This window comes from Pseudomonas fjordensis (assembly GCF_976987115.1).
In genome coordinates this window covers 4,698,857-4,712,941 of the sequence record NZ_OZ336860.1, presented here as the reverse complement: position 1 = coordinate 4,712,941, position 14,085 = coordinate 4,698,857, and the positions used below count along the sequence as shown (strand labels likewise).

Below are 14,085 nucleotides of genomic sequence, written 5' to 3'. Positions count from 1 at the left end.
CCATGCTGCGTCTCAGCGCGTTGTACCGTTACCCCTTGAAGTCCGGCAAGGCCGAAGCCTTGCAGCAGATTGGCTTGGATAAACTCGGGTTGGACGGGGATCGACGCTGGATGCTGGTGGATGAAGCCAGCGGACGGTTCCTGACGCAGCGGGCCGTTGCGAAGATGAGCCAGCTCATCGCGTTGTGGAACAGCAGCGGGGGCCTGACCCTGAGTTCGCCGGGCTACGCGCCGCTGGACGTGGCATTGCCGGGCAGCGCCAGCGAACTGCGCGGTGTGACCATCTGGCGTGACACCCTGCGCGTGCCGGATGCTGGCGATGAGGCTGCGGCCTGGGTCAGCGAGTTCATTGGCAAGCCGACGCGCCTGGTGCAACTGCCCCTGGAGCGAGCGCGCACCACTGAAGCCGGGTATGGCAAGGATGACGACAAGGTCGGCTTCGCTGACGGCTACCCCTTGCTGTTGATCGGCCAGGGCTCCCTCGACGACTTGTGTGAAAAGATCGGCCGCCCGATGCAGATGCTGCGTTTTCGTCCCAACCTCGTCATCGAAGGCGCCGAGGCCTTCGCCGAAGATGGCTGGAAGCGCGTGCGCATCGGCGACGTGGAGTTTCGGGTGGTCAAGCCGTGCTCGCGGTGCATCCTCACCACCATCGACCCCCAGACCGGCGAACGCAGCCCCGACCGCGAGCCCTTCGCCACGCTGGAAACCTACCGCAAGACCGAAAAGGGCGCGATGTTCGGCCAGAACCTGGTCAACGATGGCATTGGGCGCCTGGAAGTCGGCATGCCGGTAACGGTGCTGGAATAAAAAAAGCCCGTCTCGTGGGAGACGGGCTTTTTTGTGGGGCGGGTACTGCTTAGCCGCGGTATTCGCACAGGTAAGCGGTGTCCACCGCGACCTTCAACTGGAACTTGCTGTTGGCCGGTACGTGGAACTGGCTGCCGGCGGCGAAGGTTTCCCAGTCGCTGCTCTCAGGCAGCTTCACGGTCAGGGCGCCGGAGACCACATGCATGATTTCACGCTGGGCGGTGCCGAATTCGTATTCACCCGGAGCCATCACGCCGATGGTCGCTGGCCCTTCTGCGGTGCCGAAAGCGATCGACTTGACGGTGCCGTCGAAGTACTCGTTGACTTTGAACATGGGTGAATCCTCGGAAAAAGGTCAAGGCTTACGCCAACCACTGTAGGAGCGAGCTTGCTCGCGAAAAACCTGAGAACACTGCGTTTAAGCAGAGGCGCTGCGTTTTCGTTGGCGATTTTCGCGAGCAAGCTCGCTCCTACAGGGCAGCAGGAAAATGGTTGGCCAGTATGCCCAAGGCTGCAAGCGCTGCCTAGACCGGCAAAATCAAGGGCAGCAGGCGCGCGGTATTGCGTGCATCCTCCAGGGCGCGATGCTGCTGGCCATTGAACTGCATCCCGGCCAATTGCAGCGCCCCATTGAGCCCCAGTGGTTTGTCCAGGCGCCGGGCCTTGGCAAAGCGTTGCTTGAGGTTCACATGCGGGGTGTCGCCCAGGGCGCTGGCGAGGCCATGGCGCTGCCACTCCAGCTCAAGCTGCACGCGGTCATAATCCCCCCAGCTGGCCCAGCCTTCCAGGCGTGGCTGATGTTGGCCCAGCCAGCGCTCGAACAGCGGCCACACCTCGGTGATCGGCGCGGCCATGTCGATATTGGCCTGGGTGATATGGGTGAGTTTGCGGCAAAAGGGCGTCAGCAATGGCCGCCGCAAGGGCCGCACAAAGCGCTGGAAGTGATCCAGTTCGCGGCCTTGGCGGTTGACCAGGCTGGCGCCGATCTCGATGACTTCCATCTCCGTCACGGGCCAGCCGCCGTCATCCGTTGTGGCTTCAAGGTCAATAATCAGCCAATGAGGCATGGTGCAGGTTCCCGTACTCGTCCCTTCCTGATGGGGATAGAGCGTAGCCCGGCCCTGTAGTTCCGCCTAGGGGCGTTATTCGATCTCCAGCAAAACCTGGCGGTTGCGCACCTGATCGCCCGTCACGACGCGCAGTTCCTTGACCGTGCCATCGATACCGGCCTTCAACGGGTGCTCCATTTTCATCGCTTCGAGCACCAGCAAAAGCTGGCCTTTGCTGACGCTTTCACCGACGCACACCCGTATATCGACGATGGCGCCGTCCATGGGCGCCTGGACCGTGCCACTGCTGGCATCGGCCGGGCGGCTGGCGACTTGCTGGGTGCGGTCGGTGACGGTCAGCCCTGGCAGCCACAGCCGGTTGCCGTCCAGGTGATAGGCGATGCGGCGGCGAACCCCCTTGATGACAAAGGTGGCGTGGCGACCGTCGGTGGTGAGTGGCAGGTCGTCAACGCTGACGCTGTGGACTTGGCCGTTGACCTCCAGGCGGTATGTCACCGGGGCACTCGCCGTGTTGCGCCAGCGTGCGAGGGGGTGTGAGTGCTGGTTGGCGCTGTGTTGATAAAACAGCGCGGCGGCCAGCGAGAGCTGTTCAGCGCTCGCTGTGTGCTGTGGGATGACGCTGAAATGTTCGGCGATCAAGCCCGTGCTGAAGTCGCCGGCGATAAAGTCCGGGTGCTTGAGCAGGTCGATGAGCAAGCGCTGATTGGACGCCACGCCGAGTAACACCGTGTCTTCCACGGCGCGCAGCAATTTTCGCCGGGCTTCTTCGCGGCTGACGCCGTGGGCGATGATCTTGCCCAGCATCGGGTCGTAGAACGGGCTGATGGTTTGGCCTTCACGCAAGCCATGGTCGATGCGCACGCCGGGGGCGGGTTCCCAACGCAACACGTCACCGGTTTGCGGCAGGAAGCCCTGGGCCGGGTCTTCGGCGTACAGGCGCACTTCCATGGCGTGGCCGGTCAGGGACACCTGTGATTGGGTCAGTGGCAGCGCTTGCCCGGCGGCGATCTGCAACTGCCAGTCCACCAGGTCGAGGCCGGTGATCATCTCGGTGACGGGGTGCTCCACTTGCAGGCGCGTGTTCATTTCCAGGAAATAGAACTGGCCGTTGCGGTCGAGCAGAAACTCCACAGTGCCGGCGCCCACGTAGTTCACCGCACGCCCAGCCTTGAGCGCGGCGTCACCCATGGCCTGGCGCAGTTCGGCGGTCATGACGGGGCAGGGCGCTTCTTCGATGACTTTTTGATGGCGGCGCTGGATCGAGCAGTCGCGCTCGCCGAGGTAGATGAGGTTGCCATGGCGGTCGCCGAACAGTTGCACTTCCACGTGGCGCGGGTCGATCAGCGCCTGTTCGAGGATCAGCTCGTCGCTGCCGAACGCATTCATGGCTTCCGAGCGTGCGGTGCGCAGTTGCTCCAGCAACTGTTCGCGCTGGTGCACCAGGCGCATGCCACGCCCGCCGCCACCGGCGCTGGCCTTGATCATCAGTGGGAAGCCGATGCGCTCGGCTTCCTGCTGCAAGGTGGCGTCATCCTGGGCACTGCCCTGGTAGCCGGCGATGCAGGGCACGCCGGCGTCGAGCATGGCGAGTTTGGACAGGCGTTTGCTGCCCATCAGTTCGATCGCCTCGACGCTGGGGCCGATGAAGGTGAGAGTGGCCTGCTGGCAGGCGCGGGCGAAGTCAGGGTTTTCCGAGAGGAAGCCGTAACCGGGGTGAATGGCGTCGGCGCCGGTCAATTCGGCGGCGGTGAGGATGGCCGCTGTGTTCAGGTAGGACTGATGCACGGGCGCCGGGCCGATGTGTACGGCTTCGTCGGCCATCTGCACGTGCAGGGCATCGGAATCCGCGTCGCTGTAGACGGCCACGGTGCGGTAGCCCAGGGCCTGGGCGGTGCGCTGGATGCGGCAGGCGATTTCGCCGCGGTTGGCGATCAGGATCTTGGTGAATGCGGGCATTGGGTTATCCCTTGATGAATGCGGCGTGCGTTGGGGCCTCTTCGCAGGCAAGCCAGCTCCCACATTTGAAATGTGTTCCCCTGTGGGAGCTGGCTTGCCTGCGATGGCGTCATCCAGACCAACTCGGCTTTCGCTTCTGCACAAACGCCTGCGTCCCCTCAACCCCTTCCTCACTCCTCACCGCCTCGGCAAACCACTGCGCCCCGCGATCCAGCACGGTCTCAAGCGGCTCATCCGCACTGGCCAACAACAAGGCCTTGGTCCGCGCATTCGCCCCCGGCGCACACTGCAACACCTGCCCCAACACCTCATCCACACGCTGCGCCAATGCCTGCGGGTCGTGCTCGACAAAATGCACCACGCCCAACCGCCCAGCCTCCGCCCCATCAAACCGCGCCGCCGTCAGCGCCAGGCGCCGCGTGTGAGTAAGGCCAATACGCTTGACCACAAACGGCGCAATCTGCGCCGGTAGCAACCCCAGGCGGGTCTCGGGCAAGCCGAACTGCGCCTGGCCCGCTGCAATCGCAATATCACTCACGCACGCCAGCCCGAACCCACCGCCTAGCACCGCGCCTTGCAGCACCACGATCACCACCTGCGCCAGCGCCTGAATCTCTTGCAGCAAGGTGCCAAACGCACGGTTCAATGCTTGCAACTGATCCCCGGCGCCGGCCAGATCCTTCACATCGGCCCCCGCGCAAAAATGCCCGCCCGCGCCGCTGATCACCACGGCACGCACCTGGCTGTCCAACTGCGCCAGTACCGCACGCAGTTCATTGACCATTTCAAGGCTCATCGCATTGCGGCATTCGGGGCGGTTGAGGGTGATGTGCAGCACGCCGTTATGGGCTTCGAGCAGCAAGGTATTCATGGCTTTTTACCGGGCAGGGTGCCCATCAGTTTGCAGATGATGCCCAGCATGATTTCGTCGGCACCGCCGCCAATCGACACCAGGCGCACGTCGCGATAGGCGCGGGCCACCGGGTTGTCCCACATGAAACCCATGCCGCCCCAATATTGCAGGCAACTGTCGCTGACCTCACGGCCCAGCCGCCCGGCCTTGAGCTTGGCCATGGAGGCCAGCCGCGTGACGTCCTGGCCCTTGATGTACTGCTCGGTGGCCTGGTAGACCAAGGCGCGCAGGCATTCGATTTCGGTGGCCAGTTCTGCCAGGCGAAAGTGGATCACCTGGTTGTCGATCAGCGCCTTGCCGAAGGTCTGGCGCTCTTTGCAGTACTCGATGGTGCTGTCGATGCAGTGCTCCAGGCCCTTGATCATATTCGCCGCGCCAAACAGGCGTTCTTCCTGGAACTGCAACATTTGCATCATGAAGCCTGCGCCTTCGTGGCCGATGCGGTTGCGTTGCGGCACGCGCACGCCGTCGAAAAACACCTGGGCGGTCTCGGAGCTGTGCATGCCGAGTTTTTCCAGGGGCGGGCTGACGCTGATGCCGGGGCTGTTCATTGGCACCATGATCAGCGACTTGTTGATGTGCGGCTTGTCATCGGACGTGTTGGCCAGCAGGCAGATGAAGTCGGCGCTGGGCGAATTGGTGATCCACATCTTGCTGCCGTTAATCACATAGTCGTCGCCATCCTTGCGCGCATGGGTCTTGAGCCCGGCCACGTCGGAGCCGGCACCGGTTTCCGAGACGCCGATGCAGCCGACCTGTTCACCGCTGATGGCTGGGCGCAGGAACTCCTCGCGCAGCTCATCGGAGCCGAAGCGCGCCAGGGCCGGGGTGCACATGTCGGTCTGTACGCCGATGGACATGGGGATGCCGCCGCAGCGGATGGTGCCGAACTCTTCGGCGGCGACGATGGAATAGCTGTAGTCCAGGCCCATGCCGCCGAATTTTTCTGGTTTGGAAATGCCCAGCAGGCCGAGGTCGCCGGCCTTGCGGAAGATCTCGTGAATGGGAAAACGCCCGGCTTTTTCCCATTCATCCACGTGCGGGTTGATCTCGCGGTCGACGAAGGCGCGCACGGTGCGGCGCAGTTCCTGGTGTTCCTGGGTGAAGATCATTTTTATTGTTCTCCCGGTTGGGACGCGCAGCGTCCTGGTTGGCGTTACCACGCGGAGCGTGGGAACGATCAGCGCGCTACGCCGAAGGTGTTGGGTTGCAGTTGCCGCCGTTCGGCTTCGTGACAGATATCCAGCAAAAACCCGAGCAAGGTGCGGGTGTCCCGTGGATCAATCAGCCCGTCGTCCCACAAGTTGGCGCTGCCGTAGAGGGCAGTGGACTGGCTGTCGAGCTTCTGCGCGGTGACCTGTTCAAGCATGTCGAGCACCTTGGGGTCGGGCACCAGGCCGTCCTTGAGTTGCTTGGCCTCGGTGACAATGCGCAGCACTTTGCCGGCCTGTGCACCGCCCATCACCGCAGTACGGCTGTTGGGCCAGGCGAAGATAAAGCGCGGGTCCAGGCCGCGGCCGCACATTGCGTAGTTGCCCGCACCGTAGGAACCACCGACCACGATAGTGAGTTTAGGCACACGGGCATTGGCCACTGCCTGGATCATCTTCGCGCCGTGCTTGATCACCCCTTGCTGTTCCGACTCGGTGCCCACCATGAAACCGGTGGTGTTGTGCAAAAACAGCAGCGGCGTGCGGCTTTGGTCGCACAGCTGGATAAACTGCGCGGCCTTGCTCGCGCCCTTCGGCGTAATGGGGCCGTTATTGCCAATCACCCCCACGGCACGCCCCTGGATGTGTAAATGGGCACAGACGGTGTGGGGGTCGAACTCGCCCTTGAATTCCAGCAGGTTGGAACCGTCGGCCAGGCGCGCCAGGATCTCGCGCACGTCGTAGGGTTTTTTCGGGTCATCGGGGATCAGCCCCAACAGCTCATCAATCGGGTACAGCGGTTCGCGATAGGCGCGTTGGGGCTCGTGCGCCAAGCGGTCATTCCAGGGCAGCAGGCCCACTATCTCACGCACGATGCGCACGCCATCGGCATCGTCCTGGGCCAAGTACTCAGCGGTGCCGGCGGTTTGCGCGTGCATCTGCGCGCCCCCCAGTTCTTCATCGGTGGCGATTTCGCCAGTGGCGGCCTTGAGCAACGGTGGCCCGGCGAGAAACAGCTTGGCCTTGCCGCGCACCACCACCACGTAATCCGACAAGCCCGGCTGATACGCACCGCCCGCCGTGGCCGAGCCGTGCACCACGGTGATCTGCGGCAAGCCCATGGCCGACATGCGCGCCTGGTTGGCAAAGCTGCGCGCGCCTTCGACGAAAATTTCGGCGGCGTAGTTGAGGTTGGCGCCGCCGCTTTCGGCGAGGGTCACCACCGGCAGTTTGTTCTCCATGGCGATCTGTTGCAGGCGCAGGGATTTCTTCAGCCCGGAGGGGGAAATGGTGCCGCCCTTGATCGCGCTGTTATTGGCGACCACCAGCATGCGCACGCCGCTGACATAGCCGATACCGGCGATCAGCCCGCCGCCGGCGGCACTGCCGTCTTTGTCGTCGTGGAGCTTGTAGCCCGCCAGGCTGGCCAGCTCCAGGAACGGCGCGCCGGGGTCCAGCAGCAGGTTGAGGCGCTCGCGGGGCAGCAATTGGCCGCGCTTGTCGAACTTGGGCTTGGCTTCCTGGGCTTTGGCCAGCAGGGTGTGTTCCAGCTGGCGCAACTGGGCGATGGACGCCAGCATGGCTTCGCGGTTTTGCGCGAACGCTGGGCTGTTGGGGTCGATCAGGGTTTCAATGACTGGCATGGCGTTATTGCTCCGCCTTGAGCACATCCGGCAGGTAGGCGCGGTGGAACCCATTGAACGGCTCGCTCGGCGCCTGCGCCTTGTGCAGCGGCCATGCGCGGCTGCCCAGGCTGGCGGCGCCGTCGATGCGCAGGGTGCTGCCGCTGATAAAGGCCGCAGCCGGGCTGAGCAGGAAGACGATGGCCGCGCTGACTTCCGACTCGGTGCCGATGCGCTTGAGCGGTACATGCTCACGCAGGGTGGGAATCACCGCCTTGAAGGCGCCTTCGTAGGTGTCCATGCCGCTGGAGGCGATCCAGCCAGGCGCCACGGCGTTGACGCGCACCCCGGCATAGCCCCACTCAAACGCGGCGGTCTTGGTGAAGTTGTCCATGCCGGAGCGCGCCGCGCCGGAGTGGCCCATGCCGGGCATGCCGCCCCACATGTCGGCGAGCATGTTGACGATTGCGCCGCCGTGCTTGCTCATCGACTGGTTGAACACCTCCCGGGCCATCAGGAAACCGCCCACCAGGTTGGTGCGCAGCACGGTTTCAAAGCCCTTCTGGTTGATCGCGGCCAGTGGCGACGGGTATTGGCCGCCGGCGTTATTCACCAGGCCATGGATGGGGCCGTGGTCGTGCAGGGTTTGCGTGACCAGTGCCTTCACCGCCTCTTCATCGCGGATATCACAGGCCTGCCAATGGGCGACCCCGCCGTCTTCGGTAATTTCCTGGGCTACCTGCTGCAACTTGTCCGGCTTGCGCCCCACCAGGATCACGCGGGCGCCCAGGGCCGCCAGTTCATGGGCGGTGCAGCGGCCAATGCCACTGCCGCCACCGGTGACGATCAGGGTGTGCCCCTGGAACAGGTCGGCTTTGAAGATCGAATCGAAGGCCACGGCGACGGTCCTTTAGCTGAGTTGATCGGCAATGTGTTGCGGTACGGCGATGGGGATTTCCAGCAGTTGCTGGGCGAAGGCCTTGCCTTGGGGATCGATGCGCAAACTGGCGATGCCGCCGCCGCCCAGGGCATTTTCCAGCAGGAAGTTGAGGCTGTGGGTGCCGGGCAAGTACCAGCGCTCGACGCGGCCATGGATCGGGTCGAGCACGTGGTCCATCCAGTCGACGATCACCTCCGGGGTCAGGGCTTCGGCGATCCACGGCAGGTAGTCCGGGTGGCGGGCGATCACCCCGATATTGCTGTGGTTGCCCTTGTCACCGGAGCGCGCCACGGCGAGTTTGACCAGCGGCACGCTGGCGTCGGCACGGCCCTGGGGCTTGGCCGGCTCGATGGGCGCGGCAGGTGTGAGCATAGGCGCGCAGGCGGGCAACTCAACGGCATGACGTTGGCCCTGGTAATCGATGGCGACGGAGCAGGACGATTTGTCGACCAGGAACGAAAACAGCCGGATCAGCGGATACACCGTCGGCCGCCCGCCGACAATGCCGGTCAGGCCCGGCGCCATGCCGGTGGCCGCCTGGGCGATCTCGCGGGCGAACAGCACCAGCGCCTGCTTGCTCGGGTGCCGCACCGCCAGCTTCACCACCACTTCACGGCAATCCGCACGCCGGGCATGGGCGCCGTAGGTGGCTTCGCTGCCCAGCAGTTCGATGTTGACGTCGGTGTAGGGCGCCCAGCCGCGCTGGCTGAACAGCTCCGAGGTCTTGTTGATGAGCGCCTGGCTGACCCGCTCGGCCTTGGCCACCGCGTCGATGCCGGCGATCAGGCAGCTGGCGGTACAGCGAAAACCATCGGGGTAGGTGGCGCTGACCTTGTACTGATCGGTGGGTGGCAGGCCCTTGGCGCCGTGCAGGCGCACCGCGTGTTTGCCTTGTTGCTGCAGTTTGACCTGGCTGAAATCGCAGATCACATCCGGCAGCACATAGGCGCGCGGGTCACCGATTTCATACAACAGTTGTTCGGCCACGCTGAGTTCGCTGATCAGGCCGCCGCTGCCTTCGACCTTGTTGACGGTGAACTGGCCGTCGGCGCTGACTTCGACGATAGGGAAACCGATGTGTTCGTAGTCGGGCACGTCACGCCAGTCGGTGAAGTTACCGCCGGTGCACTGCGCGCCGCACTCGATGATATGCCCGGCCAGGGCGGCCTGGGCCAGGTGATCGTAGTCCTGCCACGACCAGTTGAATTCATGCACCAGTGCCGCGCTGACCACTGCGCTGTCGACCACCCGGCCGGTGATGACAATATCGGCGCCGAGCTCCAAAGCCTGGGCAATGCCCGGTGCGCCGAGGTAGGCATTGGCGGACACGCACAGGGGCGGCAGTGGGGCGCCGTTGTAAAGGTCGGTGACAGGCGGCAGGTGTTTGAGTTGAGGGTGCAGGTCATCGCCGAGCAACACGGCGATTTTCAGCGGGATGTGCGCGTTATCGCAGGCCGCTTGCAGGGCAGCGGCGCAGGCCTGCGGGTTGATGCCGCCAGCGTTACTGATCACCCGGATGCCCTGGCGCTGGATATCCGCCAGCAGGGGCGTCAGCACCTCGACAAAATCTGTGGCGTAACCGGCCTTGGGGTCTTTCAGGCGGGCACCGGCGAGGATCGACATGGTGACTTCCGCCAGGTAATCGAACACCAGGTAATTCAGGGCGCCGCCCTGCACCAATTGGGCGGCGGCGGTGCAGGTGTCGCCCCAGAAGGCGCTGGCGCAGCCGATACGTACCGTCTTGCTCATGAGAAATCCTTCCTCCAAGGGCTGGCGTCGAGACTACCAAGCAAGCGCTTGGTTTGTAAACTCCAGTCACAAGTTTTACCCAAGCGCTTGCTTGGGTGGCAGTCACGGCCTAAATTGCCGGCCAAGACGACAGTAGACGTGAAGGAGAGCAGCATGGATGAGCACAAAGCCCTGGGGGTGATGCGCACCATGGTCGATGGTGGCCAATTGACCGACCCCGAGAGCGCCCGCGGCAAGTTGCTGCAAACCGCGGCTCATCTGTTTCGCAACAAGGGGTTCGAGCGCACCACCGTGCGAGATCTGGCCAGCGCCGTGGGCATTCAGTCCGGCAGCATCTTTCATCACTTCAAGAGCAAGGATGAGATCCTGCGCGCAGTGATGGAGGAAACCATCCATTACAACACCGCGATGATGCGCGCCTCACTGGAGGAGGCGAGCACGGTGCGCGAGCGCGTGCTGGCGCTGATCCGCTGCGAGTTGCAGTCGATCATGGGCGGCAGTGGCGAGGCCATGGCGGTGCTGGTCTACGAATGGCGCTCGCTGTCGGCTGAAGGCCAGGCGCACGTGCTGGCCCTGCGTGACGTGTATGAGCAGATCTGGTTGCAGGTGCTGGGCGAGGCCAAGGCCGCTGGCTACATCCGGGGCGATGTGTTTATCACCCGGCGCTTCCTCACCGGCGCTTTGTCCTGGACCACCACCTGGTTTCGCGCCCAAGGCAGCCTGACCCTTGAAGAGTTGGCCGAAGAGGCCTTGTTGATGGTGCTGAAGGCGGACTGAGGCGCAAGCCATTAATTTGCTGGCGAAAGTTGTCTCCCCCGGTAAAAACGCCTAGCTTATCGGCATTGAACTCTTCAACGGTGTGTGCCTCGATGTTTTCGCCATGGCGGCTGGCTGCAGGACTTACTTTATGGGCACTGGGCACCGCCGCGTGGACGCAGGCCGGTGCCGCGCAGTTGGTGAGAATCGGCGCTGCGCATTTTCCGCCCTACACCGTGCGCCCCGAGCAAGGGGCCGACACCGGGTTGTTGCCGCAATTGGTCGAAGCGTTGAACGCTGCGCAAACCGATTACCAGTTTGTGGTGGTGCCTACCTCGATCCCCCGGCGTTTTCGCGACTTCGAGCAAGGCCGGGTCGACATGGCGATCTTCGAAAACCCGGCCTGGGGTTGGCAGAATATTGCGCATACCAGTGTTGATATGGGGCTGGAAGATGCGGAGATTTTTGTCGCTCAGCGTCAGCCCGGGCGCGACCAGGGTTATTTTTCCGACCTTACCGGTAAACGTCTGGCGGTGTTCAGTGGGTATCACTATGCCTTTGCTGACTTCAATCCTGATCCCAAGAACATGGCCGAGCGTTTCAATGCGACGTTGACCTATTCCCATGACAGTAATCTGCTGATGGTTGCTCGTGGGCGTGCGGATATTGCGTTGGTTACCCGTTCGTACCTGAGTGATTTCATGGTGCGCAACGCGGACATGGCGGGGCAGTTTTTGGTGTCGGAGCGTATTGACCAGGTGTATCACCACTATGCGTTGCTGCGGCCAAAGGCACCGATCACCGGGCCGGCGTTTGCCGGGTTGCTCAAGGGGCTGCGTGATAATGGTCAGATGTTGAAGATTTTCGAGCCGTATCGTATTGATGTGACGCCACTGCCTTGAAATCTCAATAAATAAAAGCCTTCGGGCCCAGCGGGATCAACTGTGGGAGCTGGCTTGCCTGCGATGATGGCCTGCCAGCCGACACCTATCGACCTGACACCCCACGATCAAAAGTGTGGGAGCTGGCTTGCCTGCGATGACGGCCTGAAAGCCGACACCTATCGACCTGACACCCCACGATCCAACTGTGGGAGCGGGCTTGCTCGCGAAGGCGGCCAGACAGTCAACACAGTTGGATTGTGTACATATCCATTGCTGCGGTAACGGCCACTTAGGGTTCCGCCCTGACGGCGGCTCACTTTCGAAAAGCGCGAAAGTAAGCAAAGCGCTCTTGCCCCACCACTCGGCACCTCGCTTAGGCTCGGTGTGCCCGAACGCAGGCTTGAATCCGTGGGCCGCCGCCACGCGCCATCCATGGCGCGGGGCGGCTAACCCGGCGTCCTGCCGGGTTACCCACGAATTCAAGCCTGCGTTCGGCCAGCGTGGTTTAACGGGGCGCCTAAGATCAAGATCAAAAGCAGATCAAAAGCAGATCAAAAGCGGCTCGCTTCGCATCGTGGTTACCGTTGGAAGCTGCCGCCCATACATTTTGCGCTTCTCTCAAACCCGCCGCGCAAACGTATCGCTATGGCTACCCGACACCTTGCGGCAATGCACCAGCGCATCGCGAATCATGAAGTTCACCAGCGTCGGCGACACCCCAAGCTCCTTGGCGATGTCTTTTTGCGGCACGCCATGCAGGCGGTACATCTCGAACGCGTAGCGGGTGCGCTGTGGCAACTCCGTCAGGGCGTCGGCGATGTTTTCCAGGGTGTTGAAATTGATGTGCGAGGTTTCCGGTGAAGCGCCGTGAATAACCACATTCAAGCCTTCCTCTTCGGTCCCGGAGTATTTGAGCTCCAGGGCCTGCTTGCGGTAGTGATCGATCGCCAGGTTGCGCACGATCTGGAACAGATAACTCAGTTGGGCCTTGAACGATGAGGTGATGGTCGGTGCCGACTGCAGCCGAAAATAGGCGTCTTGCACCACGTCTTCGGCGCGGGAGCGGCACCCGGTGATGCGGGCCGCGATCTTCACCAGGATCAGCCGATTGTCGACGAACGCCTGAAGAAGGGGTGAATCGCACCTGCCTGTGGATACTTGTTCCGTCATGGAAATCACCTTGTTGCTAATAGGTTAGGGGAGGGCTTCCCTGCTGAGGCCTCCTACACATCGGGCAACAAATTATGCTGAATGATAATGATTGTCAAATGAGAAGACGAACTAATCTTATGCCTTGGGCAAAGGTGTGAACCACGTCTCGCTCGCCCCCGGCGACTAATTATTTGAAGGCTCCGTCCGTTCTCATGGGTGACAGGTTCGTTAGTACAACGGCCAAGGATCAGCACCCGCAGGAGGACCAGATGGGTTTTTATCGTGCATTCAGCGTGTTTCAGTTTGGAGTACTCGCCGGATGAGTACGCCCCTGCGGCTACGCCTGTTTTGCCTGCCCCACTCAGGCGCCAGCGCCTCGGTCTATGCGCGCTGGCGCCGGGTGCTGCCGGACTGGCTGCAGGTGTGCCCGCTGGAATTGCCGGGGCGCGGCATGCGCATGGACGAGCCGTTGCAGCGCGATATCAAGGCCTTGGCCGCGCAGCTTGCTGAAGAGATCAGCCGTGATCTGGATGGCCCTTATGCCTTGTTCGGTCACAGCCTTGGCGGGCTGTTGGCGTTTGAATTGGCCCACGCTTTAAACGCACGCAGTCTGCCTGCGCCGCTGGCGTTGTTCGCGTCTGGCACGGCGGGCCCGGCGCGTCGTGATGTGAGCGAGTACGCCGTCGAAAAGACCGATGCCCAACTTGTAGCCCGCCTGCGCGAATTGCAGGGCACCGCCGAAGAAGCCCTGGCCAACCCTGAGTTGATGCAACTGATGTTGCCGATCCTGCGCGCCGATTTCCTGCTGTGCGGCAGTTTCACCTATGGCGAGCGCCAGCCCCTGGCGCTGCCGATCCATGTGTTCGGTGGCAAGCAGGACAGCGTGCGTGCCGACCAGTTGCTCGACTGGCAACTCGATGCCGCCAGTGGGTTTTCCCTGGACATGTTTGACGGCCACCACTTCTTCCTTGTGCAGCACGAAAGCGCGGTGCTGCGCTGTGTGCGTCGCTATGCCGACGAGCACCTGACGCGCTGGCGCATTGGCGCGGCGCGGCAGCTCGCCGCCGGCTGAACTCCACCGTT

Annotated in this window: 13 protein-coding genes; 4 read left to right on the top strand and 9 right to left on the bottom strand. The window is 62.8% G+C overall.

Annotated elements, in window-relative coordinates; genetic code table 11:
* The first annotated feature begins 2 nt into the window (after positions 1–2).
* On the top strand, positions 3–809 hold the full coding sequence (locus ACWHXD_RS21420; protein WP_138762460.1) for an MOSC domain-containing protein: 807 nt from the start codon (positions 3–5) through the stop codon (positions 807–809).
* 49 nt (positions 810–858) lie between these two features.
* On the opposite strand, the gene ppnP is transcribed toward ACWHXD_RS21420, so the two are convergent.
* The 8 genes from ppnP to ACWHXD_RS21380 all read right to left on the bottom strand — a co-directional run bounded on the left by ppnP (position 859) and on the right by ACWHXD_RS21380 (position 10,210).
* Positions 859–1,143: a pyrimidine/purine nucleoside phosphorylase gene (gene ppnP / locus ACWHXD_RS21415; protein ID WP_003192883.1), complete on the bottom strand. Its 285-nt coding sequence runs from the start codon at positions 1,141–1,143 to the stop codon at positions 859–861.
* A gap of 190 nt (positions 1,144–1,333) precedes the next feature.
* On the bottom strand, positions 1,334–1,876 hold the full coding sequence (locus ACWHXD_RS21410; RefSeq protein ID WP_019818536.1) for a 3'-5' exonuclease: 543 nt from the start codon (positions 1,874–1,876) through the stop codon (positions 1,334–1,336).
* 75 nt (positions 1,877–1,951) lie between these two features.
* The gene (locus ACWHXD_RS21405) at positions 1,952–3,835 is read right to left on the bottom strand and encodes an acetyl-CoA carboxylase biotin carboxylase subunit (protein WP_138762459.1); all 1,884 of its coding nucleotides are present in this window, start codon (positions 3,833–3,835) and stop codon (positions 1,952–1,954) included.
* 109 nt (positions 3,836–3,944) lie between these two features.
* A complete protein-coding gene (locus tag ACWHXD_RS21400) occupies positions 3,945–4,706 on the bottom strand; it encodes an enoyl-CoA hydratase/isomerase family protein (protein WP_138762458.1) in 762 nt (253 codons plus the stop codon).
* Positions 4,703–5,860 (bottom strand): citronellyl-CoA dehydrogenase, encoded by a 1,158-nt coding sequence (gene atuD / locus ACWHXD_RS21395; protein WP_032895979.1) that lies wholly within the window; start codon positions 5,858–5,860, stop codon positions 4,703–4,705. The genes ACWHXD_RS21400 and atuD overlap by 4 nt, the downstream gene beginning before the upstream one ends.
* Positions 5,861–5,928: 68 nt before the next feature.
* Positions 5,929–7,542, bottom strand: coding sequence for a geranyl-CoA carboxylase subunit beta (atuC, locus tag ACWHXD_RS21390; RefSeq protein WP_138762457.1), 1,614 nt, complete (start codon positions 7,540–7,542; stop codon positions 5,929–5,931).
* 4 nt (positions 7,543–7,546) lie between these two features.
* On the bottom strand, positions 7,547–8,419 hold the full coding sequence (locus ACWHXD_RS21385) for an SDR family oxidoreductase (RefSeq protein WP_138762456.1): 873 nt from the start codon (positions 8,417–8,419) through the stop codon (positions 7,547–7,549).
* Positions 8,420–8,431: 12 nt separating this feature from the next.
* Entirely contained in the window at positions 8,432–10,210 is a 1,779-nt protein-coding gene (locus ACWHXD_RS21380) for an acyclic terpene utilization AtuA family protein (protein WP_138762455.1), read from the bottom strand.
* Between the two features lie 153 nt (positions 10,211–10,363).
* On the opposite strand from ACWHXD_RS21380, the gene ACWHXD_RS21375 reads away from it, so the two are divergent.
* Entirely contained in the window at positions 10,364–10,987 is a 624-nt protein-coding gene (locus ACWHXD_RS21375; RefSeq protein ID WP_032895985.1) for a TetR/AcrR family transcriptional regulator, read from the top strand.
* A gap of 92 nt (positions 10,988–11,079) precedes the next feature.
* Positions 11,080–11,868 carry a substrate-binding periplasmic protein gene (locus ACWHXD_RS21370; RefSeq protein WP_138762454.1) on the top strand — a complete coding sequence of 263 codons (789 nt, stop codon included), beginning with the start codon at positions 11,080–11,082 and terminating at the stop codon, positions 11,866–11,868.
* A 600-nt stretch (positions 11,869–12,468) separates the two neighbouring features.
* Here ACWHXD_RS21370 and ACWHXD_RS21365 read toward each other — a convergent pair.
* Complete coding sequence (locus tag ACWHXD_RS21365; protein WP_005789991.1) at positions 12,469–13,020, bottom strand: RNA polymerase factor sigma-70; 552 nt, start codon at positions 13,018–13,020, stop codon at positions 12,469–12,471.
* A 301-nt stretch (positions 13,021–13,321) separates the two neighbouring features.
* Between ACWHXD_RS21365 and ACWHXD_RS21360 the strand changes: the two genes are divergently transcribed.
* Positions 13,322–14,074 (top strand): thioesterase II family protein, encoded by a 753-nt coding sequence (locus tag ACWHXD_RS21360; protein ID WP_138762453.1) that lies wholly within the window; start codon positions 13,322–13,324, stop codon positions 14,072–14,074.
* Positions 14,075–14,085 lie beyond the last annotated feature (11 nt).